At 44.2% G+C, this 26,411-nt stretch carries 23 protein-coding genes; 10 read left to right on the top strand and 13 right to left on the bottom strand.

All coding sequences use genetic code 11. From position 1 onward, the window contains the following. Positions 1-41: 41 nt before the first annotated feature. Positions 42-2,642 (bottom strand): bifunctional aconitate hydratase 2/2-methylisocitrate dehydratase, encoded by a 2,601-nt coding sequence (acnB, locus tag ACAM39_RS06200; protein ID WP_369627023.1) that lies wholly within the window; start codon positions 2,640-2,642, stop codon positions 42-44. A gap of 389 nt (positions 2,643-3,031) precedes the next feature. Here acnB and lipA point away from each other — a divergent pair, with 389 nt between their 5' ends. From lipA to ACAM39_RS06225, 5 genes are all read left to right on the top strand, one after another. Continuing rightward, positions 3,032-4,120, top strand: coding sequence for a lipoyl synthase (gene lipA, locus ACAM39_RS06205; RefSeq protein ID WP_284034151.1), 1,089 nt, complete (start codon positions 3,032-3,034; stop codon positions 4,118-4,120). Positions 4,121-4,210: 90 nt separating this feature from the next. Beyond that, positions 4,211-5,098 (top strand): alpha/beta fold hydrolase, encoded by an 888-nt coding sequence (locus ACAM39_RS06210; RefSeq protein ID WP_369627024.1) that lies wholly within the window; start codon positions 4,211-4,213, stop codon positions 5,096-5,098. A gap of 209 nt (positions 5,099-5,307) precedes the next feature. Continuing rightward, a complete protein-coding gene (locus ACAM39_RS06215; protein ID WP_036598052.1) occupies positions 5,308-5,742 on the top strand; it encodes an RNA-binding S4 domain-containing protein in 435 nt (144 codons plus the stop codon). 126 nt (positions 5,743-5,868) lie between these two features. Next, positions 5,869-6,978, top strand: a complete 1,110-nt coding sequence (gene murB / locus ACAM39_RS06220; RefSeq protein ID WP_369627025.1) for a UDP-N-acetylmuramate dehydrogenase — start codon at positions 5,869-5,871, stop codon at positions 6,976-6,978. Beyond that, complete coding sequence (locus ACAM39_RS06225) at positions 6,953-7,630, top strand: YdcF family protein (protein WP_369627026.1); 678 nt, start codon at positions 6,953-6,955, stop codon at positions 7,628-7,630. Before murB ends, ACAM39_RS06225 begins: the two co-directional genes overlap by 26 nt. 1 nt (position 7,631) lies before the next feature. Here the strand turns inward: ACAM39_RS06225 and ACAM39_RS06230 are convergent, their stop codons facing one another. Beyond that, positions 7,632-7,952, bottom strand: coding sequence for a rhodanese-like domain-containing protein (locus tag ACAM39_RS06230; RefSeq protein ID WP_257619603.1), 321 nt, complete (start codon positions 7,950-7,952; stop codon positions 7,632-7,634). 296 nt (positions 7,953-8,248) lie between these two features. Between ACAM39_RS06230 and ccoS the strand changes: the two genes are divergently transcribed. Both ccoS and ACAM39_RS06240 read left to right on the top strand, forming a co-directional pair. After that, complete coding sequence (ccoS, locus tag ACAM39_RS06235; protein ID WP_050325577.1) at positions 8,249-8,479, top strand: cbb3-type cytochrome oxidase assembly protein CcoS; 231 nt, start codon at positions 8,249-8,251, stop codon at positions 8,477-8,479. Between the two features lie 90 nt (positions 8,480-8,569). Then, a complete protein-coding gene (locus ACAM39_RS06240; protein ID WP_369627027.1) occupies positions 8,570-9,499 on the top strand; it encodes a sulfite exporter TauE/SafE family protein in 930 nt (309 codons plus the stop codon). Between the two features lie 421 nt (positions 9,500-9,920). Here ACAM39_RS06240 and ACAM39_RS06245 read toward each other — a convergent pair whose 3' ends face one another. The 4 genes from ACAM39_RS06245 to ACAM39_RS06260 all read right to left on the bottom strand — a co-directional run bounded on the left by ACAM39_RS06245 (position 9,921) and on the right by ACAM39_RS06260 (position 15,312). Then, positions 9,921-10,124, bottom strand: coding sequence for an oxidoreductase-like domain-containing protein (locus tag ACAM39_RS06245; RefSeq protein ID WP_369627028.1), 204 nt, complete (start codon positions 10,122-10,124; stop codon positions 9,921-9,923). A gap of 69 nt (positions 10,125-10,193) precedes the next feature. Further along, positions 10,194-13,796 carry a transcription-repair coupling factor gene (gene mfd / locus ACAM39_RS06250; RefSeq protein ID WP_369627029.1) on the bottom strand — a complete coding sequence of 1,201 codons (3,603 nt, stop codon included), beginning with the start codon at positions 13,794-13,796 and terminating at the stop codon, positions 10,194-10,196. 239 nt (positions 13,797-14,035) lie between these two features. Continuing rightward, positions 14,036-14,554, bottom strand: a complete 519-nt coding sequence (rraA, locus tag ACAM39_RS06255) for a ribonuclease E activity regulator RraA (protein WP_204155941.1) — start codon at positions 14,552-14,554, stop codon at positions 14,036-14,038. A gap of 44 nt (positions 14,555-14,598) precedes the next feature. Then, the gene (locus ACAM39_RS06260; RefSeq protein ID WP_369627030.1) at positions 14,599-15,312 is read right to left on the bottom strand and encodes an NAD(P)H-binding protein; all 714 of its coding nucleotides are present in this window, start codon (positions 15,310-15,312) and stop codon (positions 14,599-14,601) included. Between the two features lie 351 nt (positions 15,313-15,663). Here ACAM39_RS06260 and rpsT point away from each other — a divergent pair, with 351 nt between their 5' ends. Continuing rightward, positions 15,664-15,933 (top strand): 30S ribosomal protein S20, encoded by a 270-nt coding sequence (rpsT, locus tag ACAM39_RS06265; protein WP_036598071.1) that lies wholly within the window; start codon positions 15,664-15,666, stop codon positions 15,931-15,933. Between the two features lie 166 nt (positions 15,934-16,099). On the opposite strand, the gene adk is transcribed toward rpsT, so the two are convergent. From adk to ACAM39_RS06295, 6 genes are all read right to left on the bottom strand, one after another. Further along, positions 16,100-16,756 carry an adenylate kinase gene (gene adk, locus ACAM39_RS06270; RefSeq protein WP_369627031.1) on the bottom strand — a complete coding sequence of 219 codons (657 nt, stop codon included), beginning with the start codon at positions 16,754-16,756 and terminating at the stop codon, positions 16,100-16,102. Positions 16,757-17,017: 261 nt separating this feature from the next. Next, entirely contained in the window at positions 17,018-18,298 is a 1,281-nt protein-coding gene (ccmI, locus tag ACAM39_RS06275; protein WP_369627032.1) for a c-type cytochrome biogenesis protein CcmI, read from the bottom strand. Next, positions 18,298-18,861, bottom strand: a complete 564-nt coding sequence (locus ACAM39_RS06280) for a cytochrome c-type biogenesis protein (RefSeq protein WP_159676407.1) — start codon at positions 18,859-18,861, stop codon at positions 18,298-18,300. Before ACAM39_RS06280 ends, ccmI begins: the two co-directional genes overlap by 1 nt. Beyond that, a complete protein-coding gene (locus tag ACAM39_RS06285) occupies positions 18,858-19,433 on the bottom strand; it encodes a DsbE family thiol:disulfide interchange protein (RefSeq protein WP_369627033.1) in 576 nt (191 codons plus the stop codon). The genes ACAM39_RS06280 and ACAM39_RS06285 overlap by 4 nt, the downstream gene beginning before the upstream one ends. Then, positions 19,420-21,504, bottom strand: coding sequence for a heme lyase CcmF/NrfE family subunit (locus tag ACAM39_RS06290; protein ID WP_369627034.1), 2,085 nt, complete (start codon positions 21,502-21,504; stop codon positions 19,420-19,422). Before ACAM39_RS06290 ends, ACAM39_RS06285 begins: the two co-directional genes overlap by 14 nt. A gap of 66 nt (positions 21,505-21,570) precedes the next feature. Then, entirely contained in the window at positions 21,571-22,881 is a 1,311-nt protein-coding gene (locus ACAM39_RS06295; protein WP_369627035.1) for a DUF445 domain-containing protein, read from the bottom strand. A 453-nt stretch (positions 22,882-23,334) separates the two neighbouring features. Here ACAM39_RS06295 and mrdA point away from each other — a divergent pair, with 453 nt between their 5' ends. Together mrdA and rsmD are read left to right on the top strand one after the other, a co-directional pair. Beyond that, on the top strand, positions 23,335-25,329 hold the full coding sequence (gene mrdA / locus ACAM39_RS06300; RefSeq protein WP_369627036.1) for a penicillin-binding protein 2: 1,995 nt from the start codon (positions 23,335-23,337) through the stop codon (positions 25,327-25,329). Between the two features lie 21 nt (positions 25,330-25,350). Then, entirely contained in the window at positions 25,351-25,974 is a 624-nt protein-coding gene (gene rsmD, locus ACAM39_RS06305) for a 16S rRNA (guanine(966)-N(2))-methyltransferase RsmD (protein ID WP_369627037.1), read from the top strand. 123 nt (positions 25,975-26,097) lie between these two features. Here the strand turns inward: rsmD and ACAM39_RS06310 are convergent, their stop codons facing one another. Continuing rightward, positions 26,098-26,337, bottom strand: coding sequence for a hypothetical protein (locus ACAM39_RS06310; RefSeq protein ID WP_369627038.1), 240 nt, complete (start codon positions 26,335-26,337; stop codon positions 26,098-26,100). Positions 26,338-26,411: the final 74 nt, after the last annotated feature.

Here is a 26,411-nt window from a genome sequence, read left to right on the forward strand (position 1 = left end):
TTAATCAAAATTAGATGAGCCTAACTTTAATCTAACGATGGTTAGGTAAGCTGTGCTACGTTAATTTTATTTGCTTCTTCAGTATATTCGCTCATACGGTCGAAGTTTAAGTATTTGTAGATATCAGCTGACATGCTGTTGAGCTTACCAGCATATTGTTGGTATTCTTCGTTGGTAGGTAGCTTACCAAGTACCGCAGCCACCGACGCCAACTCTGCAGAAGCCAAGTACACATTAGCACCTTGACCTAAACGGTTCGGGAAGTTACGTGTCGAAGTTGATACAGCCGTTGATTTTGGTGCGATACGCGCCTGGTTACCCATACACAGTGAACAACCCGGCATTTCAGTCCGTGCGCCCGCTTGTGCATAGACATTGTATAGACCTTCATCCATCAATTGGCGTGCATCCATTTTAGTGGGTGGTGCAATCCATAGACGTGTGCTTAAGCTACCCGCAGGTACTTCTTTTAACAACGCGCCCGCTGCACGGAAGTGACCGATGTTGGTCATGCATGAACCGATAAACACTTCATCAATCTTGTCGCCAGCAACGTCTGCCAAGGTTTTGGCATCATCTGGGTCGTTTGGACAGCAAAGAATCGGTTCTTTGATGGCGCTCATATCGATAGTGATGTCAGCGGCATATTCTGCGTCTGCATCAGCACGTAATAATGTTGGGTTGGCAAGCCAGCTTTCCATACCTTTGATACGGCGTGCAATGGTACGGGCATCGCCATAACCTTCAGAAATCATCCATTTGAGTAGGGTGATGTTTGACGTTAGGTATTCTTTTACTGATTCTTCAGACAGGGTGATAGTACAACCTGCGGCTGAACGTTCGGCAGAGGCATCTGATAATTCGAATGCTTGTTCAACGGTTAAGTCTTCTAAACCTTCGATTTCTAGGATACGGCCGTTAAATACGTTTTTCTTACCGGCTTTCTCAACAGTCAATAAACCTTCTTTGATGGCTTGGTAAGGAATCGCATGTACCAAGTCACGCAAGGTGATACCAGGCTGCATTTCACCGACAAAACGTACACGAACTGATTCTGGCATATCTAATGGCATTACACCGGTCGCTGCCGCAAACGCCACTAGACCTGAACCTGCTGGGAATGAAATACCCATTGGGAAGCGGGTATGTGAATCACCACCTGTACCAACAGTATCAGGCAATAGCATACGGTTTAACCACGAGTGAATAATACCATCACCTGGACGTAATGATACACCGCCACGGTTCATGATGAAGTCAGGAAGTGTGTGCTGAGTTTCTACGTCGATTGGTTTTGGATAAGCTGCCGTATGACAGAATGATTGCATGACCAAATCTGCAGAGAAGCCTAAACAAGCCAAGTCTTTTAATTCGTCACGGGTCATTGGACCTGTGGTATCTTGCGAACCCACGGTGGTCATTTTTGGTTCACAGTAGGCACCAGGACGAATACCTTCTACGCCACAAGCTTTACCGACCATTTTTTGCGCTAAAGTATAGCCTTTACCAGTGTCGACAGGCTGTTCTGGTTTTGCAAAAATGTCAGACGCCCCTAGACCTAGATATTCACGGGCTTTGTTGGTTAAGCCACGACCTACAATCAATGGAATACGACCACCGGCACGCACTTCATCGAGCAGCGTTGGTGATTTTAATTCAAAAGTTGCAATCACTTCGTCAGAATCGTGTTTGGTGATTTTGCCGTCATGTGGGTAGATATCAAATACATCACCCATGTTAAGTTTGCTAACATCCACTTCGATAGGTAATGAGCCCGCATCTTCCATGGTGTTGAAGAAAATCGGTGCGATTTTACCACCCAATACAAGACCGCCGGCACGTTTGTTTGGCACGCCTTTGATGTCATCACCCATTAACCACAATACCGAGTTGGTCGCTGATTTACGGCTTGAACCGGTACCAACCACGTCACCCACATATGCCAATGGAATACCGTCTTTTTTCATCTCTTCGATTTGTTTCATCGGACCAATCACGCCGTCTTGGTCTGGCACAATACCTTCACGCGCATTTTTTAGCATGGCTAATGCGTGTAGGGGGATGTCTGGACGTGACCATGCATCTTGGGCAGGTGACAAATCATCGGTATTGGTTTCACCGGTGACTTTGAAGGTTTTGTAAGTGGCTTTTTTTGGCACTTCTGGACGGCTGGTGAACCACTCAGCGTTTGCCCAAGATTGTAATACCTCTTTAGCCACTTCATTGCCCGCTTCCGCTTTTTCAGTGACATCATTAAAGGCATCAAATACCAGTAAGGTTTTTTTCAGCGCGTCGCCCGCAGCCTTCGCCAATTCTTTGTCGTCTAATGCTTGAATTAATGGTTCAACGTTGTAACCACCTTGCATATGACCCAATAATTCAATCGCTTTTAGTTTTGAAATCAGAGGAGAAGTGGTTTCGCCTTTAACGATGGCCGCTAGAAATGCCGCTTTAACATACGCTGCTTGGTCAACCCCAGGTGGAATACGGTTTTCTAATAAATCTACAAGTGTCGCTTCTTCACCCGCTGGTGGGTTTTTTAATAGTTCAACCAAGTCAGCCGTTTGCTGTTCGTTAAGTGGCTGTGGCACAATACCCTGTGCCGCACGATTTTCGACGTGTTTACGATAGTTCTCTAGCATGAATCGTCCTCATAGTCATGTAAGATTATTGTGTTAACCATGCGTCTGAAAGCCCTCTTCACAACACAGTTGAATTTTGAAATGGCTACTAGCCAGCATGGCTTTGGCTAAAAAATTTAACCCTTCTAATATACTTGAAATGTGATGAAATGTTAATGAGAAAATACGTTTTTGTTAACATAGCCATTATTTTTTAAAAAAATAGCCCAATAATTTTTAATAAATGCGTTTGAGCCGATTATCGCTTTTTTACTATGATGAAAAATAACTTTGGCTCTGTACTTTAAACAACAAAGCTTATCCCAAAATAGTTTAAATTCGTCAGCATAGATTTCTGTTATAATGACCCCCTAAAATATGCTAAATGAATTCAAGGATTAATCATAGCAATGACCGACACTGTACAAACTTTTGCCCCTTCAACGCCGCACACCGATAGACCCATCGCTCGTGACAAATCAAATTGCGACAAGCCAAAACGTCCTGAAGTGGGTGAAAAACTACGTGGCCATGATAAGGTTGCCCGTATTCCGATTAAAATCATTCCAACGGTAGAAACCCCAAAAAAACCTGACTGGATTCGCGTCAAACTGTCATCGCCCAGTGAAGTGGCGCGCATCAAGTCAACTTTGCGTGAACAAAAGCTGTATACGGTGTGTGAAGAAGCGGCTTGCCCTAACCTTCCCCAATGTTTTGGTGATGGCACCGCGACCTTTATGATTATGGGAGATATTTGTACCCGTCGCTGCCCATTTTGCGATGTGGCGCATGGTCGCCCCAATGCGCTTGATGAGCTTGAGCCGATTCACACCGCTGAGACCATTGCCGGTTTAGGATTAAAATATGCGGTGATTACCTCGGTTGACCGAGATGATTTGCGTGACGGCGGCGCTCAGCATTTTGCCAATGTCATTAAAGAATCTCGTCAGTTAAGCCCTAATTGCCTGATTGAGATTTTAGTCCCTGACTTTCGCGGTCGTGAGCAAGTGGCACTTGATATCTTAAGTGACACAGCGCCGGACGTATTTAACCACAATATCGAAACCGTGCCACGTTTATATAAAGCGTTTCGCCCGGGGTCGGATTATCAGCATTCATTACAGCTGTTAAAAGATTACAAAGCGCGTCGCCCTGATATCGTCACCAAATGTGGTTTTATGGTGGGTCTTGGCGAGACCGAAGAAGAGGTTTATGCTTTACTTAATGATTTAAAGGCGCATGATGTGGATTTAATTACCATCGGTCAATATTTGCAGCCAAGCAAATCGCATGCCCCAGTTGATAGATTTGTGCACCCTGATGAATTCGACCGTTATACTGCACACGGTAAAAAATTGGGCTTTGCAAATATTTGGGCAGGTCCGATGGTGCGCTCAAGCTATTTTGCCGATCGTCAATACTATGGTGAGCCTTGCCCGCGCCCTACCCGTGGTGCCAATCCGTTATCAGAAGCGGATATGAAAAAATCAGGTTGTTGATATGTGAATTTGTGTGTTGATTTAAAGCCGTCTGATGACGGCTTTTTTATGCTACCCTAATCATAAAATAACACTCACAGGAAATTTGCGATGAATAACAACTACACATTGTATCTGCCTAAAGTGACGCCCGTTGCCACCTTGCTAATCGTACATGGCATGGCAGAACACCAAGGCCGCTACCAACCCTTTGCGCAATTTTTGGCAAATCATGATATTGCGGTGTTGACGTTTGACCATTTAGGTCATGGACAGCAAGCCTATGACAATGGTTGCTTAGGCTATATGGGCAACCCCAATCCTGCTGAGTTGATGATTGATAATGTGATGGAGCATGCGCAGTTAATGGCTGAAAAATACCCTGATATCCCCCATTTTATCTTGGGTCACAGTATGGGGTCATTTATCGTTCGCTGTATTTTGCAGCGCTATGGTGAGCGATTTGATGGGGCAGTGATTATGGGTACCTCAGATTTTAATCCGTTAGCAAACTTGTTTGTGCCTGTGACCAAAAATCTTAATCACTTTACCACGCGCCGCACCAATCCGGTATTGGATAAGATTTTAAACCAATTTAATAACCTACCCTTTAGAAAAGAACCCGATTTACAAGGGTTTAATTGGTTGAATTCAGATCCTAAGCAAGTAAAAGCCTACCTTGATGACAAGCTTTGCGGCTTTCAGTTTACCAACAATGGCTATTTTGCGCTTATGTCGTTGATGCAAGCAGGCACCAATAAGCATTGGTATCAACAAGTACCCAGACAGTTACCGCTGCTATTTGTCAGCGGAAAAGATGACCCCGTTGGGCAGATGGGAAAAGGCATTCCGCGTATCGTCAAACGTTTGCAACAAAATAATTTTACCTCGGTTAGCATGCAGCAATATGAAGCGATGCGCCACGAAATCTTGCTAGAGCCTAATCACCAACAAGTGTATGATGATATTTTGGCTTGGCTCACTCACCATATCCATTAGCTTAAACCCCCTGAGTCTTACTAATGAGTGTGACTTTTCAGTGTTTAAGCAGCGTTTTATAATTTTGATGATGGATATGGATAACGGATAAACCAATAGCCGCGTTTTGACACGCCAGTTGCTTGTTACAAATATCGATGTGGTGTATTGAAAGATTCTAAAAAACAACCATTTAATCTAAAGTTATTGATGCAGTGAAGTTATAGGAAATGTCATTGAGTACAACTGATAAAATTAAAGTGCGTTTAGATAAATGGCTATGGGCAGCAAGGTTTTATAAAACTCGCACCCTAGCCAAGGAAGCGATTGAATCGGGACGGGTCCACCATTTTGGCAATCGCGTGAAGGTCAGTAAAGAAATAGCGGTGGGTGATGAATTGACGATTCGTCAAGGGTCAGCCAATCATTACACCCAAAAGACGGTCAAGGTGCTGGCGCTGTCTGAAGTGCGCGGCAATGCCACTGCCGCTAGTGTACTTTACCAAGAGACCGATGCCAGTATCAGTCAACGAGAATTTTTCACCGAACAAAAAAAACTTGCTAACCTTGCCCGCCCAGATCATCGCCCAAATAAAAAACAGCGTCGTCAGCTGAGCCGCTTTAGGGATATTAACCATTTTGGCAGTGATGAAGAAGGTTTTTAATTGGCTGTCATGGGGTCATAAAAATCCCGATTTTCTCTGTGATATTTCGTTATAATAAGCACTTTATCATTGCGCTAGTCATTGCACTGGCGATGAGCACCTCTGCCGATTATTAACGATATTTTTATGACCAATTTCTTTGAATCTAACCCTGCGCAGGCGAATGCTAGCTATGTGGATATTAGCGCATACAATACCATGGCATTGGCCTGTCAAGCCAAACAATTTATCCGTTTAACTCAACTATCTGATATCGAGCCGACTTTTAGGCAACTGGCAGCCCATCAACAAGCGTTTGTTGTGCTATCGAATGGCAGTAATGTTATTTTGCCCGAAGTGTTGGACGCGGTTGTCGTGTCGCCCAGTCTTCAAGGTAAAACTATCCTGTCTGAAGACACCCAAACAATAACCCTTGAGGTGATGGCTGGCGAGGATTGGCATACGCTCGTGGTAGACACGGTCAATCAAGGTTGGTATGGACTGGAAAATTTGGCGTTAATTCCAAGCTGGGTGGGTGGCAGTCCCGTGCAAAACATCGGTGCGTATGGGGTACAAGCTGAAGATGTAATAGACAGCGTGAAAGCGTTTCATATACCGAGTTTAACGTGGCATCATCTAAGCAAATCTGATTGCGAGTTTAGCTACCGTGACAGCTTGTTTAAACAGCAAGCAGGACAGTGGCTCATTACCAGCGTGATTTTTACCCTCAGTAAAACCGCCAAACCCAATACCCAGTATGGGGATGTGGCAAAAGTTGCACAGCACTATGCAAGCCAAGCCGGTCGCGATGAAGTCACACCCGTGGACACCATGAATGCCATCATCGACATTCGTCAAAGTAAACTGCCCGATACCAATGACTTGCCAAATTGTGGCAGCTTTTTTAAAAACCCCATCGTCGCCAAATCTCAAGTTGACCAGTTACTGCAGAGCTATCCCAATCTGGTGCATTATCCTGTCAAAGATGCCCAAGGCAATTTGACTGATTACTGCAAAGTTGCGGCTGGCTGGCTTATTGACCAGTCAGGGCTTAAGGGTAAAGGCATTGCGCCGATTTTAACCCATGTGAAACAAGCCCTAGTCTTGACTAACCATGCGCCAAACGTTGCAACGCAACGTGATGTTGCCAAAACTATGCAATTTATACAAGAGACTGTATTGAATAAATTTGGGATAAAATTGGAAGCTGAACCGGTTTGGATTGAATCTGATGGTAGCACTCGCCAAGCTCATTAGTTATCTTGAGCGATTTTTTTCAACCATCAAACGGATTTTGACCGTTGTTGTATTGGTGGGGTGTTTAATCACGCTCAGTTTTTTCACCCCGCTGTTTTCTACCATGGTATTGTTTATGTTAGATTGTTATCGCCTGCCAGAATCGGCGGTGAGCGTCAATCCTGCAACAGCGATTGTAGTGTTAGGTGGCGGATTAACCAATAACCAGCAAAATGAGATTGTGATTAACCAATTTACCGAAGGTCGATTGATTAAAGCCAGCCAAGTGTATCAGCAGACTGACTTACCCATTATCGTCAGTGGTAAGGAGGCGCCATGGATGGCAAAATGGCTGCAAAAAAAAGGCATTATGTGGATAGTGGCAGAAAAAAACAGCTTTAACACCTGTCAGAATGCCAAATTTACCGCAGAAATGGTCAATGTCAAACAGGTAATTTTAGTAACCGATGCGTATCATATGAACCGCTCAAGAAGGCAATTTGCTATCAATGGCGTGGCTACTGTCCCAAGTGTCGCCCCTTTACCAAAGGCAAATGATTGGCAGCATTTTGATCAGAATCTGCAGCACTCAAGACGCGCTTTGTATGAATTGCTGGCATTCGCTCGCGATCTTGTCAAACCCCAATACGACTGCCAACCGACCAATAAATAAGTTATTTTTGAATCTCTACATTGGTGTAGCCAGCTGATTGCAAAGCAGATTTGGCTTGTTGGGCACGACTGCCGCCACGGCTATATACTTTAATGGTATCTGATTTGGCAATGCCTTGCGCCGTTATTTTGGCAAGCAATTCATTGTGTGGAATATTAATGGCGCCTGCGGGATGATTCACAGAATACTCCTCTGGGGTACGCACATCAATGAGCACCGTCGCCGCGTTTGCTGTTGGCATCAATAACGCACCAACCATAACAGCCGCGCCTAAGGCAAGCAACCGTTTTTTTGAAAGCTTAAAGATTTTAGGCATCAACATCATAATTTCCTTGTAGAATTTTGAGTTTTAAAACCAAGTTAAACCTCAATGTTTAACCCACTATGATTATAGCATTCATTGATTATAGCATTCATTGTTCGCACTCAAATCACTGAGTTGCTTTGATTTGCAACCCATGTGTTTTTTTTGTAAGCATAGCAAAGGCTATTTGATTGCTGCTATTTAATTACTAGTGCAACACTGCGACATTTTGCCGCATTTATTTATGCCAAAATAAGCGTATAATGGTTTTTAAACTTAATTCGTTTGTTTACGCCAAGTAATGGGGATGCGCGATGCAAAGCATGTATTTTTTGATTCCTATTAGTTTAGTGCTATTTGTATTGGGTATTTTTGCCATTTATTACGCCATCAAATCACGCCAATTTGACGATTTGGACAATGAATCTCAGCGGGTCATTTTGGATGACAGACAATTTCGCCGCGAACAATTGGGGCAAAATCCCGCCAAGCCTTCATCTTCTCAGCCCCCAAAAATACAAGACCCTACTGACGAGCAAAAATAACGCGTTGGTGTTATTTGTTTTCCTGCTGATTTCTTTCTATTGATTTGTTTACTTTTTTTGAAAAATTTTTAGACATTTTTGGAGCATTTTATGACTTGGGCATTATTTTTGGCAGCCTTTAGCATGGGGTTGTTTGGCTCACCGCACTGTCTGGGGATGTGTGGGGGCATTGTGACAGCTTTTGGGCTGTCTATGCAGCATGTATCGGACAGCAAAAAAAATGGCTTGATTTTGACGTATCATTTGGGGCGCCTCATCAGTTATGCCTTGCTTGGCTTGATTGCAAGTGTTATTGGGGTGGCAATCTTTCAGTCCATTATGAGTAACAGTGCGCCAAGAATTGTACTGGGTGCGGTACTGGTGTTGATTGGGCTTGCCATGCTTGGGTTACCGCTGTTTAATCAGTTAGAAAAGTTCGGGATGCGTTTTTGGCAATCGCTTGCCCCAATACGTAAAAAAGTTTTTCCGATTGATAGTTTTGGTAAAGCCTTGTTTGCTGGCCTGCTGTGGGGATTTTTGCCGTGTGGATTGGTGTATGGTGCGCTCATGATGGCGATTGCTGGCAACAACATCGCTACAGGGGCGGCTCTGATGTTTGTATTTGGACTGGGTACGATGCCAATGCTCATTGCCACGCAAAAAACTGTGGGGATGCTACAGTCGAGTATTAAAAATTTTCGCCTTCGCCAAATTAATGGGGTCATTATGATGTTGTCTGGGCTTGCGGTGATTTTTATTCCGATGATGATGCACCATAATCATAGCCAAGGTTCACATAGTCAAAGTTCACACAGTCATGCCAGTCATACCATGAATGAGACGAGTATGCACCATGATATGTCGACAATGAATCACTCTGCGTCTAATCCTGCTTCTATGACAGCTTCGACTACCATGCCGACTACTATGCCTATGAACCATAATATGAGCCATAACATAAATCACGACATGCACAATATGAACGATAAGCACCATGAGATGGTGATGCCTGCCAGTACCAGTACCAGTCATAATCACTAGTCACTAGTCACTAGTCACTAGTCATTCATTTATATTGCCCAAAAAAACAAACCTCTTAATCGGTATATTAAGAGGTTATCGGTTGCGAATTTTTACGTTTTACGCCTAACTTGCAGTTTACATTTCTACCGCGTCATCGCCTTCGTCAAGATAGATGATATCGGTTTCATATTCAAACGCTTCATTTAACATATCTAACATTGTTTACTCCTATCCTTCTTTATCCAATGATTATGGATTTTTTATTCATTTTAAGGCTTTTGCCATTTTTTAGTTGTTTACTTACTACTGACTATTTTACGTTATCAATGCAACTTCATAACGTCATGATATTTAACGTGAGTTTGATGACATTAGCATGAAATTCATGTGACAGGAATATGAATTTACAAAAAATTACTTTTATTGAAGAATACTCCAGCTACTGTGAAGGTTTGTCGAGGTCGCTAAGTAGTTTTGGCACGCTTTTGAGTCGTTGTTGCTGTTCGTCATAGGCTTGTTTTTGGACGCGATAAATTTCATACACGCATAGTTCTTCACAGCCATTGTTGCAACATTCCCAATCTTCAGGATAGGTAGGTTCTTCAATCAGGCGCTCGCCATTGGGTAATTGATTTTTCATCATTTTCTAAATCTTCTTTTTTGCTATAACACGCTTATGATGCGCCAATAATTATTTATTATCAGGTCAGCATCACGCTTTTAAAGATAATTTCTCTATGAGATTTTTCACCGCGTCAATCCGTCCTTCTGCTGTGGCAATGGCTTTGTCATCCATCATTTTTAGCCCTGTCGCGCCATTCATTTTAAACTTTTTCGGATTCGATTGAATAAGCCCAATAATGGTAATGGCTTCCACAGGAGTGCTTGGTGAAAACTCAAAGGTGACTTGCCGCTCATTGCCATCAATCTTGCTAATCTCCAGCGCCTCAGCCATTAAGCGGATTTGATGAATGGCAAATAAATTTTTGGTCGGCTCGGGCAAACTGCCAAAACGGTCTAGCATTTCGCTGCGAATGCTAATTAGGCTGTCATAGTCTTCAGCATTGGCGATTTTTTTATAAAACAATAGCCGCTGATGGACATCACCCAGATAATCTTCAGGGATGAGTGCCGACAAATGCAGATTAATGTCACTGGTCAGCGATAATGGGGTGTTCAAATCAGGTTGTTTACCTGCTTTGATGGCTTTGGTGGCACGGTTTAGCATATCCATATACAGATTAAAACCAACCGCTTGCATATTGCCGCTTTGGTTTTTGCCCAGCAGCTCACCCGCCCCACGAATCTCAAGGTCTTCACTGGCAAGCATAAAGCCTGCCCCCAATGTATTGGCACGGCTAATGGCATCAAGCCGCTTTTGGGCGTCGCTGGTCAAGCCTTTAATAGAAGGTACTAGCAAATAACAGTAGGCTTGATGGTGACTACGCCCGACGCGGCCGCGCAGTTGGTGAAGCTGGGCAAGCCCGAATTTATCGGCACGGTTGATAATAATGGTGTTGGCATTGGGGATATCAATACCCGTTTCGATAATGGTGGTACACACCAACACATTGTGTCTTTTGTGGTAAAACGATTGCATGATTTGCTCAAGCTCTCGTTCTTTCATCTGACCGTGAGCCACTGCCACCCGAGATTCGGGCACAAGCTCTCGCACGGTTTCTGCCATGCGCTCAATGCTTGCCACATCGTTATGCAGTAAAAACACCTGTCCGCCACGCAATAATTCACGCAAAATCGCTTCTTTGAGTAAGTTATCAGACTTTTGCATGACAAAGGTTTTAATTGCCAACCGCCTTGCCGGGGGCGTGGCGATAATCGACATGTTTCTTATACCCGATAACGCCATGTTCAGCGTGCGCGGAATGGGTGTCGCGGTCATTGATAATACATCGACATCCGATTGCATGGCTTTGATACGCTCTTTATCGCGCACGCCAAAACGGTGTTCTTCATCAACAATCATCAGACCTAAGTTGGCAAACTTGACATCTTCTTGCAAAATACGGTGGGTACCGATAACGATATCCACTTGCCCATTTGCCAAATCTGCTAAAATTTTGTCGTGTTGTTTTTTGGTGCCAAAGCGCGACAGGCTTTCAATACGAATGGGCCAATCGGCAAATCGATCCAAGAAGTTGTCTTCGTGTTGCCCAGCAAGCAGCGTCGTCGGTACTAGCACTGCCACTTGATACCCTGCTTGTACCGCAATAAAGGCAGCACGCATTGCCACTTCAGTTTTACCAAAGCCGACATCGCCGCACACCAGCCTGTCCATGGGCTTATTTTGCTTCATATCAAACTTAACCGCTTCAATGGCATTGGCTTGGTCGGGCGTTTCTTCAAACGCAAATTGACTGGCAAATAGGTCATACTGGATTTGGTCAATTGGGAAGTTAATGCCCACTTTGGCATCACGGCGGGCTTGCACGTTGAGCAGTTCCGCCGCCACATCATGAATTTGGCTGAGTGCCTTGGCTTTGGCTTTATCCCATTTACCGCTACCTATGGTATGAAGCGGTGCGGTTGCCGAGTCGCCACCCGCATAACGGCTGATAAGCTGCAGATTTGCCACAGGCACATACACACTGGCATCATCGGCATAGGTGAGATGGATGAACTCTTGCAGTTGTCTATCAATCTCAAGGGTAATCAAGCCTTGATAACGCCCAATACCAAAATCAATATGCACCACAGGGTCGCCGATATTAAGCTCACTGACCGATTTAACCAAAAATTCATCAGACACATCGCTTTGGCGACGGCGGCGAGTCTGTAACACCTGCCGTCCAAACAACTGGGTTTCTGAGAGAATCGCAAACTTATCGGGGAGTAACGCGCCTCGCTCAATCGGTGCAATGGTCAAGGCAATCGCAGTGCTATGCGCCTCATCCATATTTGCAAGAAAATCGGTTAATCCTGAAACACTTTGTAAATTAAAGCGTTTTTGCAACAGCTCCGATAAAATCTCACGGCGACCCGCAGTTTCGGCAACCAATAATATCGGTTTAGCAAACTGCTCGCGAAATGCCATCAGTCTTTGCAGTGGCTCAGCAAGTTTATGGTCAACGGTTAAATCAGGAGGGGTGTCAACCAAAGCATTTATTGCACCTGCTTTGGTGTCATCAATTGGCTGTTCGCTGGTGATAATGCGAGGATATTGGGCAATTTTTTCGTTAAAGATATGTTCTGCCAGATACAAATCTTGCGGTGCCACAATCGGTTTTTCGATATCGTGCCTGCGGTCATTGTAGCGAGTTTGGATTTGTTGCCAAAAATTTTGGTAAGCTGTCTCTAGTTGATTATCGACAATAAACAAGCTATCTTTGGGCAAATAACTAAAAAAATCCGAGCCATTTTGCCAAGTATCGGTGTCAAAAAATAATGGCTGATAATACTCCACCCCCGCGGGTGCAATACCGTTCATCACATCGTTAAACAGCTCAAAACGGCGGGCAGATGTGTTGGCAAAGGTGCTGGCAAAATTGGCGCGAAACGTTTCTTTACCCTCATCCAGTGGAAATTCTCGCGCGGGTAAAATCTGAAAACTGCTGATTTTACCGATGCTTTCACCCGATTTTTTTTGACTATTGATAAACTTGACATATTGATGGGGGTCACTGTCTTTTAATTCGTCCAAATCCGCTTGGGTCAAGCTACGCTGGGTTTGCGGGTTAAAAAAACGGATACTCTCAATCTCATCATCAAATAAATCAATGCGGACTGGAAATGGCTGACCAATGGCAAACAAATCAATCACGCTGCCACGCACAGCAAATTCCCCAGGCTCAAAGACATTGTCTACCGCATGATAGCCCGCGGTTGCCAGTTTTCGACGTTCGGTTGCCACATCAAAGTTGTCACCCACTGACAAATTAAAGTGTTGACCCAATAGCCATGATGCAGGGGCGACGCGGTGCATTAAGGTCTGCACCGAAATCAGTAAAATACCATCAGTTGGCATATGGGTAAGCAAATGAATCCGCTCAGAGACAATGTCATGGTGCGGTGACAACTCGTCATAGGTAAGCGTTTCCCAATCAGGAAACACATGGGCATCGACCCCACTAAATGCCAACTCTGTTTCAAGCTGATTGAGCTGATTTTGGTCACGGGTCACGACCACTTTAAGTCGGTTTTGCTGACCGCTATCGCTGCTGGTGAGGCTAGTGAGCCATAAGGCTTGGGTCATGCCTTGTAGGTTACCTAACCATTTTTTATCATGTTTAGCATTGTCAAACAACGATTGGTTGAGGCGAAAGGAAAGATGAGACAGTGGGTGCGTAGCATTCGTCATTGGTATCGGTCTTTTGGTTATCGGTCTTTTGGTTATAAGTCTTTTGATTAAGGAAGGCGAAAAATAATGACGTTATTGTGGGGGTTTTTGCGGCTGATTTAAAGCAAAAAATCAGCCAAATTTAGCGGATGTTATATTACACCTTAAAGGCTTTTAACGGGGGGTATTATCGATATAGCAAAGTTCATAAACCACTGCTAATCACGGCGATTTTAAACAGATTTTTCATCATAATATCCCTAGTCGATTAGTGATTTTTGACTAAGAATGATACCGTTATTATCCGCATACACATACATGCCAGAGTTGATAGTTAGACCGCCAAAGCTGATTTCGATATCCGTCTCGCCCACACCTTTGCGATTGGATTTTCGGGGGATAGCGCCGAGCGCGTGTACGCCGATTGGCATTTTGCCCATATCATCCACATCTCGCACACAACCATACACAATCACGCCAGCCCAGCCATTATCAACGCCGCTTTGTGCAATCATATCACCTAGCAAGGCACAGCGCATTGATGCCCCACCGTCTACCACCAAAACCTTGCCATTGCCTTTATCATCTTTGCCATGCGTGGCTAACAGCTCTTTAACCCGGCTATTGTCTTCAAAGCATTTGACGGTTACCACTTCACCGCCAAATTTTGTGTTACCGCCATAACTAAAAAAGCGTTTGCCTTCCATGTTGGGTGCACAAACTTGACATTCTGGATTATCATCTAATAAATCACAGGTAATAAAATTTTGTAACGTCATGTCGCTCATCATCGTTCCTTAAGTCAATTGTTTTTTTGGGAAGGTTAGTTTCTAAACCGCGTCATCGCTAGCATTTCACTGTTACTGATAACTTGGGTTTTTTGGGCAATATCGACACGATTAGCAGATTTTTCATAAGTATGTTTGATGTGCCAATTGTTGCTCACCAGCGCCATTGCCATCGCTACCCTATCGGCTTCTATGGGACGGACTGGCAGTTTTTTGGGTACGATAGGCTTGATGAGTTTGTACGCCGTCTGCGCGATAGTTTCAAGTTTACGGTCATCGTGTTTGCCAAGCAGCAAAGAGGGACGAAAAATTGCCAATTCTTGAAAGCCTAAATTGCCAATCGCCGTCTCAAGTTCGCCTTTGACACGGTTATAAAAAAAGCGACTGTCTGCATTGGCGCCCATTGCCGATAACAAAAAAAACCGCTCTACGCCTTTTTGTTTGCAAGCTTTGGCAAACGCCATATTATAGGCAAAATCGATTTGCCGAAAGGCGGCTTCACTACCCGCTTGCTTAATGGTGGTACCCAGACAGCTAAAAGCATCGGTGTCTTTACCAATCGACAGCGCAGACACCAATTCATGCATTTGATTAAAATCTTTGAGCTGGTAAAAATGCATCGAATCACTCAACCCTTTTGGCTGAGCGCGCGCAATGATAATGACTTTTTGATACAAACTGCCAAGCTGGGTGAGCAATGAATTGCCTACCAAGCCGGTTGCACCGATGATTAATGCTGTGCGCTGCATAAAACAATGACCTCAGTATGAATATTTTTATGAGTTTTTACTGTCATTTTATTTAATCACAGATAATCAAAACTTTCACCTACAAATACGTTTTTTTCCGCATTGATGGGCATTGCCCGCTGGTTTTTTCGCCAATAGACGAAATACGCTCAATAATCTACCGTATAAGTTGTTATTGTAGCGTGAGTTTGCTAAAATAGCGGGCTTTAAATCCGCTTGATATCGTTAATTGTGTTTCCGTGTCTAGTGATTCAAGGATTCAAGCAACCCTAACTACCCGTGTCTGTAATAAGCGAATGGCTGCTCACTTACTAACAGATCGATTTATATTGCAAATCCAAGGAGATTTACGTGGCAAATTCTGCACAAGCTCGCAAACGCGCTCGTCAAAACGTTAAACGTCGCCAATTAAAAGCATCACAACGTTCTATGGTTCGTACTTTCATCAAACATGTGATAAAAGCCGTTGAAAATAAAAACTACGAAGCAGCGACTGAAGCTTACAAAAAAGCAGTTCCAGTGATTGACCGTATTGCTGACAAAGGCGTGATTCACAAAAACAAAGCCGCACGTCACAAAAGCCGCTTAAACAAAGCAATTAAAGCCCTTAAAACTGCTTAATTGTTTGTTGCATTAAAAAAGCCAATTCATATTGAATTGGCTTTTTTATTGAGCCTGATTTGGCTATACAACTGATTTAATTATAAAAAAAAGCTGAAATCGAAATTTCAGCTTTTTTTATTTAGCTTACCTAAAAGCCCATCGATGCGTTTCCTCAGGGTTTTAATTATGCTTTTAATTCAGCTAGGATTTGCTCACTGACTTTATCAATCGCTTGTGTGCCATCAATTTTGGCATAACGTGGCGCGTTTTGACCCGATTTTGCCAAGTCTTGGTAAAAACCTACCAAAGCTTCTGTCTGGTTATGATAAGTCGCTAAACGATCACGGATGGTATCTTCTTTATCATCATCACGCTGAACCAAATCTTCACCGGTTTCGTCATCTTTACCTTCCACTTTGGGTGGATTATAGACCACATGGTACACGCGACCTGAAGCAGGATGAGAACGACGACCCGACAAACGAGACACGATCTCTTCATCAGGTACGGCAATTTCTACCACGTTATCGATGTGTACGCCTGCATCGGCTAACGCTTGCGCTTGTGGAATGGTACGGGGAAAGCCATCAAAAATATAGCCGTTGGCGCAATCTGGCTGCGCAATACGGGCTTTAACTAGGTTGATAATTAAATCATCTGAGACAAGTCCACCGGCATCCATGATACTTTTGGCTTGTTTGCCAAGCTCAGTACCTTCTTTGATAGCGGCGCGTAGCATATCACCTGTTGAGATGTGTGGAATATTAAATTCCTTGGTGATGATTTGTGCTTGGGTACCCTTACCAGCGCCAGGTGGCCCTAAAAGAATAATACGCTTCATAAACCTATTCCTTAAGTCGAAATTATTAAAATCGCCCTATCTCATTACTGCAATAGCAAAAAAGACCCACAAATGCTGTGTTCGAATAACTAACAGTATTGAAATACTGGGTTAACAATACTCGTTAACCGCTAAAATCTCAAGCAATTTTTGCAAAATAATTTAAATTGATAGGGGTATTAAAAATAAAAATGTGGCAAAATTTAACCTACCCGCTATTCAATTAAGCCCTTATTCAATCAAGAAATTTTTTATAACGATTTAAGGCACGATTTTATCAATCAATACGGTTGTCGATTCAGCCGTTTGCTCTAGCGGTACTGGGTTACTCGTCAAATCGCCACTTTGTGGCATGGCGTCACCTGAAGCACTAACCCGAGCAGTAATCACCAAGGGCTCATTGGCGCTAATCGCAGAACTTAAGGTCATGGTCGGCATGATGCTATCGTTATCGCTGATGTTAATTGACATACCATTGATGGTTAAGCTATCTGCTGACAGTTTTTTGGCAGCAACAGGGGGACCACCTGCCATCTTACGCACATTAATAAATAAGCTTTGGCCTTTTTTAACCCGTCCTAATATCTCAGGGGTGACTTTGACATTGACTGTAATCGCCTGCTTGTCTTGGGCTTCTCGCTGATTGATAGTCTGCTCAAGTTCAGATAAGCTGTTTAAGGCTTGGGTATGATCGCCAGGACGTGCTTGGATTTCGCTGCGTAGCAGTTCTACCCATTTTCGAGATTGCGCGTAGTTGCCCGCTCGCATTTCGCCCATTGCCATCAGCATTTGTGCGCCTTGGTGTTTGGGACTTTTGGCTAAAATATGCTCAACCACTTGACGGGTTTTGTCATCCATCACGCCGCCTTGGGTAAAAAATCTCGTTTGCGCGTAGGTGATGGCGATTTTTTCATCATCAGGATTGAGACGATACGCCCTTGCCAAGGCTTCAATTGCTTGCTCGGGTGCTTGCAAGGCTACAAACACTTCAGATAGACGAAACCAACGCAGCGGATCGGTGGCATGACGATGCACGTTGGTTTGCATGGCGCTAATGAGCCCCACGCTGTCTTTGGTCGCCCATTCTGGCGGGGTATCGATTTTTGCGGTCAATAAATCATCCGCGACTTGTCCCAAGCGATTTTGTGCATCCCATAATTGATAGACGGGCGTGCGGTCGCCAATCATCACATAAGCCATCACAGATAATAGCGGAATCCAGATGATAACTATCAGACGGCTTTTCCAATTGGGGGTAAAATGTCTGGTATCTTGATTGTCACTGATGTCTAGTAATTGACGCTCTAACGCCAGTTTTTGGGTTTGATAAGTCGCCTCATCGATTTGACCCTCGGCAAAATCGGCATCAAGCTCCTCCAGCCGTTGTTTAAATACTTCAATATTGAGCGTTAGTAGCTGATTATCAGCGCGATTGGCGATGGCGTGATGGTCTTGGGTTTGCAACCAAGGTAACAAAATAAATACCGCAAGCGTGATAGCAAACAAAAGCGCGACAATGATAAAAATAATTAGCGTTGACATTAATTTTCCTTAGCCACTGCTTGATTGATTTCACCAGTTTTAGCATTGGCAGCGTTATCATTGGCGTTTAACAAGTCTTGTAATCGCTGTTGTTCGGCGGCTGAAAGTGGCGCATAGCCGTCTTCTATGGGATTGGCAATGACAGCGGCACGTTTTGACGAATTACGGTTACGAATAAACCAAGCCAGCATTACAAACACCAACAGCACAGGCGGAAAAAACCATAAAATCCAGGTAGATGGGCGCACAGGGGGTTTGTAGCTAATAAAATCACCGTAGCGCTCATTCATATACTGGCGAATTTCGGCGTCGGAACGACCGTCTTTGACCATGTCATAAGTCTTTTGTTTTAAATCTTGTGCAATTGGCGCATCGGAACCTGCCAAGTTTTGGTTTTGACATTTTGGACAACGAAATTCTTCAATGAGCGCACGATACTGGGCTTCTTGGCGCGGGTTGTCAAATTGGTAGGTATCAATATTTGCCCAAGCCGACATGGATAACCCTGCGACTAGCAACACCACACCCATCAGGTGACGAATTTTTGCAAATGTGATACTCATTGGCACACCTCACGGATTTTAGCATCAGCGGCTTGTTCACGCAGCGCAGTCATACAAGGCAATACTTGCTTGTTGTAGCGCTCTTCGTTGATTTCACCCAAGATATGCTGGCGCACATTGCCCTTGCCATCAACCACAAATGACTCTGGCACACCTGTCAGACCCAAATCAATGCCAAAATTCCCTTCTTTATCTTGCACATTGAGGGTAAATGGGTCTTCATGGGTGTTGAGATAATCGAGCGCGTCTTTGGTTTCATCTTTATAATTGACCCCAACAATCGGTACACCTGCTTTTGACATTTGCAATAAAAACGGGTGTTCAACTTTACAAGTCACACACCAAGATGCCCATATATTGAGTAGAAATGGCTGTTTGGGTAGCTGTGCTTGGGTAATCATTTGTGATGGGTTACCCAAAGACGGTAAGCTAAAACTTGGCAAAGCGCGATTGAGCGAGGTGTTGGTCACTATGGTGGTATCTTTGCCCAACCGCGTATAAAACAGCGCAATGATAATCAAAAAAAGCACCAAAGGAATCAAAAACCAAAGTTGTCTTTTACGCATTGCCATGAGCACTCTCCTCACCTAACTCACTGTCATTTTTTACTAACACGGGGGCGATTGCCGCTGGGGTGTTAATCGCTGCCAAATTCCCCGACTTGTCATCACTCATATCAGCAAGTCTAGGCAGTTTACGATAACGTTTATCAAACATACTTAAAATCGCACCGAGCGACAGCACAAAACCACCCCACCACACCCAGCGTACGCCAGGTTTGATATAGATACGCACCGCCCATTTAGTGGCATCGGCTTCGCTTTGATTATCACCTAAAATCGGCTCACCCATTGCCATATAGACATCTCTTAATGGATTATACTGGATAGAAGCTTCGGTCATGGGCATTTGACTGACCACATAATGGCGTTTTTCTGGATAAAGGGTCGCAACTAGTTGGTTATTTTTACGAACACTGACGACCGCTTGGGTGGCATCAAAGTTGGCGCCACGAATTTTTTTTAGCTCATCCATCGTGAACTGGTAGCCCTGTACTTCAACCGATTGGTTTTTTTGCATGGCAATATCTTTTTCGATACTTAGGCTTGTGGTAATGGCAATGCCCATCACGGATAGCAAAATACCCAAATGCGCCAGCTGCATTCCCCAATAGCCCATGTGCAGACGTTTTAGCCCAGCGCCAAACGAGCGCGCATTACGGGTTTTGTCTTTGATATCAATCACCATCCATACCAACACCCATAGACACAGTGCCGCTGACATAAAGATATTGATATCGATGCTACTGACCAAGAAATAGCTTAAAACCCCGGCTAACACAAAACAGCTGGCTAAAATCGCCAAGCCTGTACCCAAAAATGGACGGGTGTCTTTTTTCCAGCGGCTGACCGGTCCAATGGCTAAAAACAACAACAATAACCAAGTTAACGGCACAAATAACGCATTAAAGTAAGGCGCACCAACCGATACTTGACCGAGTTTTAACGCATCGGCCAGCATTGGGTAAAGTGTGCCAATCACCACCACGATGGTTGAGACTAATATAATAATGTTATTGATGACCAATAATGTCTCACGAGATTTGAGCTGATAATGGCTTTCTTGGGTTAAACGCCAACCGCGCCACGCAAACATCGCCAGACCGCCACCGATTACCACGCCCAAAATCACTAGGATAAACAGACCGCGGGTGGGGTCTGCGGCAAATGAGTGAACCGAGGTAATGACCCCCGAACGTACCAAAAACGTACCCAATAAACTCAAGGCAAAGCTGAAAATCGCCAACATAATCGTCCAGGCTTTGAACACGCCGCGCTTTTCGGTAACTGCCAATGAGTGTAATAATGCCACCCCACCGAGCCAAGGCATAAAGGACGCGTTTTCCACAGGATCCCAAAACCACCAGCCGCCCCAGCCAAGCTCGTTGTATGCCCACATTGAGCCAAACACGATGCCCAGTGTCAAACAGCACCAAGCCGCTAGTGTCCAAGGACGCGACCAACGCGTCCACACCGCATCTAACCGACCTGCCCATAAAGCTGCCATGGCAAAGGCAAACGGTACCACCGCCCCCACATAGCCCATGTACAGCATCGGTGGGTGAAAAATCAACCCAGGGTCTTGCAGTAGTGGATTCAAATCTTTGCCATCCACTGGGATAGCAGGTAGACTGCGATTAAAGGGTGACGACACAAAAATCACCATGCTTAGCATCATCATTTGCACAAAGGCTATCACCACCAACACGCGTGCGCGCATGGCAAGCGGCAGGCTTCGACTAAAAACGGCCACTGCCGCGCCCCAAGTCGCCAAAATGGTGACCCACAGTAACAGTGAGCCTTCATGCCCGCCCCACGAGGCTGATAAGCGATAGTACCAAGGCAGCAAAGAATTTGACTGATTGGCGACATAGATCAACGTAAAATCATTGGCATAAAACCCATACATCAAGCACAAAAACGACGTACCGGTTGCCAAAAACTGAGCAATGGCAAAACTTCCCGCCAGTCGTTGCCAAGCAGGTTGGTGTTTGAACACGCCCACTGCTGGTAAAATAACCTGTAAAATGGCAATCACCAAGGCTGAAATAAGCGCAAAATAGCCCAATTCAGTAATTAACATACCCACTGCTCCTATCGCTGTAGTGGTTATCACACTGTAGAATTTTCACCAAAAAACTGGGTAAAACTAATAAAACACCAATATCAAATGTATCCAGCCCGCCAAAAACCCTGTCACACCGCCCAAAATAATCAGTGTTAATTCATCTTCACGAAAGGCAGGGCGCAACAGATTTTGAAATTCATTGGGCGTCAATGCACGAATTCGATCTCGAAACAGCCCAAAGATTTTTTCTGCGCGGCTAAGGTTAAGCTCAGGATTACTCATCGGCAGCATGGTCGCTGCAATCGACTTATCAATAATCACGTGCTTAAGCTGACCAAACTCTTTACGACCCAAACCAAACTTCAAGCTCGTTTGAATCACCTGTGATTCCAACATTGGGTTTAGGTGCTTTTTAATCAGCTCACGCGTTTGCATCGCACGGCTGCCATACATCATTTCATACATGATGTTTTTGAGCGTGACCAAATCTTTGACCACAATCTCAGCAAACACCTCAGAGACTTCAGGCTGGCGTTTCATAAAACCACCTTGCCAGTTAAATTGTCCCATATGCGGTTTTTCAAAGCGGATAAATGGCAATGATTTGCTAAAACTAAAAAATTTGGGAAAACGGTAATAATGCGGCTCAATCGGATTAAATACCATCCAGATGGCAATCCAGTTGGTCAACAGCCCCCAAATCGCGGCAAAAAACGGCACCGTCCAATGCTGCGGCACAAACCAAAAAATCGCCATCTGCAAAATACCAAATACAAACCCAATCAGCGCACTGATATGCCAAATAAAATTAATCTCTTTTTGACCTACTTTCAAAAACATCCGCACCATCAGCGCACGGTCGCTTTCCATCTTGTTGACAATCATCTCGCGCATATCAACCAAGTTTTCGACATTGTAGGTCAAGTCGAGCACCAGATTTTTCATGATAGCTGGCAATTGCTCGTGTCCATAGGCATAGATACGGCGTTTGACAGCAAAAGGCAGATTCGCCCATAGCGTTGCCGAGCGCTCATTCATGATTTCATCAATCAGCAAATCCAAGTTTTGGTTCATGGTTTGGCTGATAAAATCTGCCACTTCTTCAGGGTGCATGGCTTGGAAAAACTCATCGAGTGAGCCAAGCTTGGATAAAGTTTGGTCAACGATAATCCCAGATATTTTACCCGCTTTGCGAGGCACAATGCCCTGCCAGCCGATACCGCCGCCTGGGAAACCTTGAATCTTAATGCCCCAAAAATGAATGGGATAAAATAGCATCTTGAGCGCCATCCATACATGCGCCCAAGTCACGACTGCTGTCACAAATGGGATGGTCAGCATGGCGAAAAATTGCGGATGGGTTGCAAGCTTGTGCCAAATTTCTGCAAACATATCAAAAAAGCTCACATGGTGAAAAAGCTAAAATCAAAGGACAATAAAACCGAGATGACATTATAAGGGTTGCTTGAAAACGTCTATAATATAAGTGGTTTAATATGGGTGCGTTCAAACTGCTAGATTTTAGCACAGAAAGATATATTTTGCCTGAAGAAGTTATATTTTTAGCGGTTTTAAGTCCCTATGTTATCATCCATATTACCATCAATGGTGCTATCATAATTTGATACACTTGTTTTGACAGCACGCATTGATTATTTGCGATTTTGACAGGATTTGGGCATGCTTATTTACCACATTTTATGCTAGTATATCGCTCTTAAATTTTGACTTAAGCCATCCATATAGGAGCTTAGTAGCTAGGTGATATCCCTATATTTGCATTAAGCTAAACGTTCATCGCACCGCGACCCTTTTTAAAACCGTTCTAATTGCTGTTACCCGCTTATGAAACCACCCCATTCTTCAGATATGCAACGTGAAAATCTCATCTTTCGCCGCCGGGTAATTTTGGCATCGGTGTTTGTTTTTTTGGGCTTGGTTGGCTTGATTGTACGCTATGCTTATCTACAAATTTATACCCACGACCAGTACGTTACCCAGTCTGACAATAATCGTATCAAACTGATTTCTGCGCCGCCCAGTCGCGGCTACATTTATGACCGTAACGGCGTAATTTTGGCAGATAACCAGCCTGTTTTTACCGCTGTCATCAGTCCTGATGAGATTGACAATCCTGACAATACCTTGGCACTACTCACCCCGATTTTTCAGTTGACCCCTGAAGAAATCAGCGAAGCGTCAAAAGCCCTTAAAAAAAGTAAAAACGAACCTGTCACCATTAAAATCGGACTCACCGAACAGCAAGTTGCCCAGTTTAGTGAACGCAAACCGTTTTTTAAAGGCGTGACGATTCAAAGTAAACTCACGCGCACCTATCCCTACAGTGATTTGTTTGCCCATGTGATTGGCTATGTTGGACGTATCAGCGACAACGACAGTAAAAAGCTGGATAAAAAGCTGTATGCAGGCACCGATTTGATTGGTAAAACAGGGATTGAAAAATATTACGAATCCCTGCTACTAGGCAAACCCGGTTATCAGTCAATTGAAACCAATGCTTACGGCGATATCATCAAAAAACTCGATACCAAACCACCCATTCCCGGCAATGATATTTATCTAAGCCTTGATTATGGCTTGCAAAAGGTGGTGAGTGATGAACTTGCTGGAAAAAGAGCGGCTTTGGTGGCAATGGATCCTAACACAGGCGAGATACTTGCATTTGTTAGTAACCCAAGCTTTGACCCAAACCCCTTTATCTCAGGGATAAGCGCCAAAGAATACAAGGCGCTGCAACAAGACCCCGACATGCCACTGTACAATCGCGCCTTGCAAGGGCAATATCCGCCCGCCTCAACCATTAAGCCTTTTGCTGGGCTTGGTCTGTTAGATGCTGGTATCGTGACTTGGGATAGTACGATATATGACCCTGGGTATTTTAGTATTCCAGGTGATAAGCACAAATTTAGGGACTGGAAAAAATCGGGTCATGGTACGGTTAACTTGACCAAATCGATTACCCAATCTGTTGACACCTATTACTACAAGAATACCTATGAGTTAGGTATTGATAGAATGCATGACTGGATGACGCGGTTCAACTTTGGTAAAAAAACAGGTATTGATTTACCGGGAGAAAAATCGGGTGTCTACCCTTCAACGGCATGGAAGATGAAAACTTATAAAAAGCCTTGGTTACCAGGCGAAACTGTCTCTGCCAGTATCGGTCAAGGTTATTTTTTGGCGACCCCTTTACAAGTTGCGAATGCAACTGCCATTTTAGCAAATGCAGGAAATCACTTGACGCCCCATCTATTGAGCAAAACCACGGGGGCTGTTAAATATTCACTTGCCAATAAACCAGACGGTAAAATTCCCTTTAGAGGCACTGAGCAAGATTGGCTCAACATGCAGACTGCCATGGAATTAACGGTAAAATCGGGTACCGCGAAAGGGGTGTATACCGATCGTTACCGTTTGGCGGGTAAAACAGGTACTGCGCAAGTTAAATCGATTGCTCAAGGCAAGCGTTATAACGAGGCAGCACTGAGTGAGCGTCACCGTGACCATGGCTGGTTCATAGCATTTGCACCTGTTGATAACCCACAAATAGCGGTGGCTGTGATAGTTGAAAATGGACGTGGGGGTAGCAAGGTGGCACCCATTGCTCGAAAAGCGATTGATTATTGGTTACTTACGCGTCATAACAATCCAATCACGCCACCCTCGCCTGAACAACTTGCCAAAATCAATGCGGAGAAACAGCAACTACGACTGCAGCGCCAAGAAGCAATTTTATCAGGTAAACCTATTGTCTTAAAGCCCAGCTTAGCCAAATCCACTGCCGCCAAACTCACCGCAGTGGGTGGCGCTGACTGACGTAATGTAGATGTCCAAACTATGCCTTCCAAAATTAGCAAACGATCCAATAAAGCTACTAAATCCCCTCCAGTTTCTCACGTGCGTATTATCGGCGGGGAGTATCGGCGGCGTTTGGTAGCGTTTATCGATGCCGATGGATTGCGGCCGACCCCTGACCGTGTCCGAGAGACAGTGTTTAACTGGCTTGCCGATGATTTAATCAATGCCAAGGTACTAGATTGCTGTGCTGGTAGTGGGGTGCTCGGTTTTGAAGCCTTGTCGCGAGGTGCCAAGCAGTTAACTTCTATCGAGCCTAACCATGAGCAATGTAGGCACATCAAAGCCACCCAAGCCCTTTTAGGTATTGATGATACAAAAATTGTGACAATGGAAGCTACGATACAACATGCCTTACCACAACTGGCAAACACCGAGCCGTTTGATGTGGTATTTATCGACCCGCCTTATCAACTAGCGTTGTGGGGGACAATTTTGCATGGCTTAATAAACCATCAGTTAATCCATCCGCAGACATTACTGTATATCGAAAGCGATCAAGATCACACACAGTTGTTGGAATCATTCACCGCATCACTTGAGCCACTCAAATATAAAAAAATGGGGCAAATTTTTGCCGGCATTTATCAGCTCAAAGGGCTTTAATTCAAAGCATTTCAATTAAAAGCATTTCAATTCAAAGCCCTTGAACTTAGGCATTAAAAAACCGACTGGATTAACCGAGTCGGCAAATATAATAACCATTCACGCCTAATAGCAAACCCACTATTAGCTCTTAACGCATATACCCACTTGTACAGCAGAAGCTGACGGACAAAAATATTTCGATGACTGTCCTTTTAAGTTGTTAGCTTCATATAGATAACTGACTCCCACCACCATCAAAAATGTCACCACGAGCGATAACATAATCACCAGTACAACACTATGAATGTTGATTTTGGAGTGATGGCGCGTGATTTCTACACTATCATCGGTGCCTTTAGTATCGTTCACTTGATGGATCATAACTTGTGTCCTAAAAAATTTGAAATTTAACTGTTTAAATTTCATCGTGTTACTTAGCAACTATTCATATACGA

The organism is Moraxella sp. K02 (assembly GCF_041154755.1).
In the GTDB taxonomy this organism is placed as follows: domain Bacteria; phylum Pseudomonadota; class Gammaproteobacteria; order Pseudomonadales; family Moraxellaceae; genus Faucicola.

Coding starts and splice junctions, on each gene's coding strand:
- adk (WP_369627031.1), bottom strand. CDS start 16,756: ATGAAGCGTATTATTCTTTTAGGGCCACCTGGCGCTGGTAAGGGTACC.
- ACAM39_RS06225 (WP_369627026.1), top strand. CDS start 6,953: ATGGTAGCACTCGCCAAGCTCATTAGTTATCTTGAGCGATTTTTTTCA.
- ACAM39_RS06260 (WP_369627030.1), bottom strand. CDS start 15,312: ATGCAGCGCACAGCATTAATCATCGGTGCAACCGGCTTGGTAGGCAAT.
- acnB (WP_369627023.1), bottom strand. CDS start 2,642: ATGCTAGAGAACTATCGTAAACACGTCGAAAATCGTGCGGCACAGGGT.
- ACAM39_RS06285 (WP_369627033.1), bottom strand. CDS start 19,433: ATGGCAATGCGTAAAAGACAACTTTGGTTTTTGATTCCTTTGGTGCTT.
- ACAM39_RS06230 (WP_257619603.1), bottom strand. CDS start 7,952: ATGTTGATGCCTAAAATCTTTAAGCTTTCAAAAAAACGGTTGCTTGCC.
- ccmI (WP_369627032.1), bottom strand. CDS start 18,298: ATGTCAACGCTAATTATTTTTATCATTGTCGCGCTTTTGTTTGCTATC.
- ACAM39_RS06295 (WP_369627035.1), bottom strand. CDS start 22,881: ATGTTTGCAGAAATTTGGCACAAGCTTGCAACCCATCCGCAATTTTTC.
- rraA (WP_204155941.1), bottom strand. CDS start 14,554: ATGACGTTACAAAATTTTATTACCTGTGATTTATTAGATGATAATCCA.
- ccoS (WP_050325577.1), top strand. CDS start 8,249: ATGCAAAGCATGTATTTTTTGATTCCTATTAGTTTAGTGCTATTTGTA.
- mrdA (WP_369627036.1), top strand. CDS start 23,335: ATGAAACCACCCCATTCTTCAGATATGCAACGTGAAAATCTCATCTTT.
- ACAM39_RS06310 (WP_369627038.1), bottom strand. CDS start 26,337: ATGATCCATCAAGTGAACGATACTAAAGGCACCGATGATAGTGTAGAA.
- murB (WP_369627025.1), top strand. CDS start 5,869: ATGACCAATTTCTTTGAATCTAACCCTGCGCAGGCGAATGCTAGCTAT.
- ACAM39_RS06280 (WP_159676407.1), bottom strand. CDS start 18,861: ATGAGTATCACATTTGCAAAAATTCGTCACCTGATGGGTGTGGTGTTG.
- ACAM39_RS06240 (WP_369627027.1), top strand. CDS start 8,570: ATGACTTGGGCATTATTTTTGGCAGCCTTTAGCATGGGGTTGTTTGGC.
- ACAM39_RS06290 (WP_369627034.1), bottom strand. CDS start 21,504: ATGTTAATTACTGAATTGGGCTATTTTGCGCTTATTTCAGCCTTGGTG.
- ACAM39_RS06245 (WP_369627028.1), bottom strand. CDS start 10,124: ATGATGAAAAATCAATTACCCAATGGCGAGCGCCTGATTGAAGAACCT.
- rsmD (WP_369627037.1), top strand. CDS start 25,351: ATGCCTTCCAAAATTAGCAAACGATCCAATAAAGCTACTAAATCCCCT.
- ACAM39_RS06210 (WP_369627024.1), top strand. CDS start 4,211: ATGAATAACAACTACACATTGTATCTGCCTAAAGTGACGCCCGTTGCC.
- mfd (WP_369627029.1), bottom strand. CDS start 13,796: ATGACGAATGCTACGCACCCACTGTCTCATCTTTCCTTTCGCCTCAAC.
- lipA (WP_284034151.1), top strand. CDS start 3,032: ATGACCGACACTGTACAAACTTTTGCCCCTTCAACGCCGCACACCGAT.
- ACAM39_RS06215 (WP_036598052.1), top strand. CDS start 5,308: ATGTCATTGAGTACAACTGATAAAATTAAAGTGCGTTTAGATAAATGG.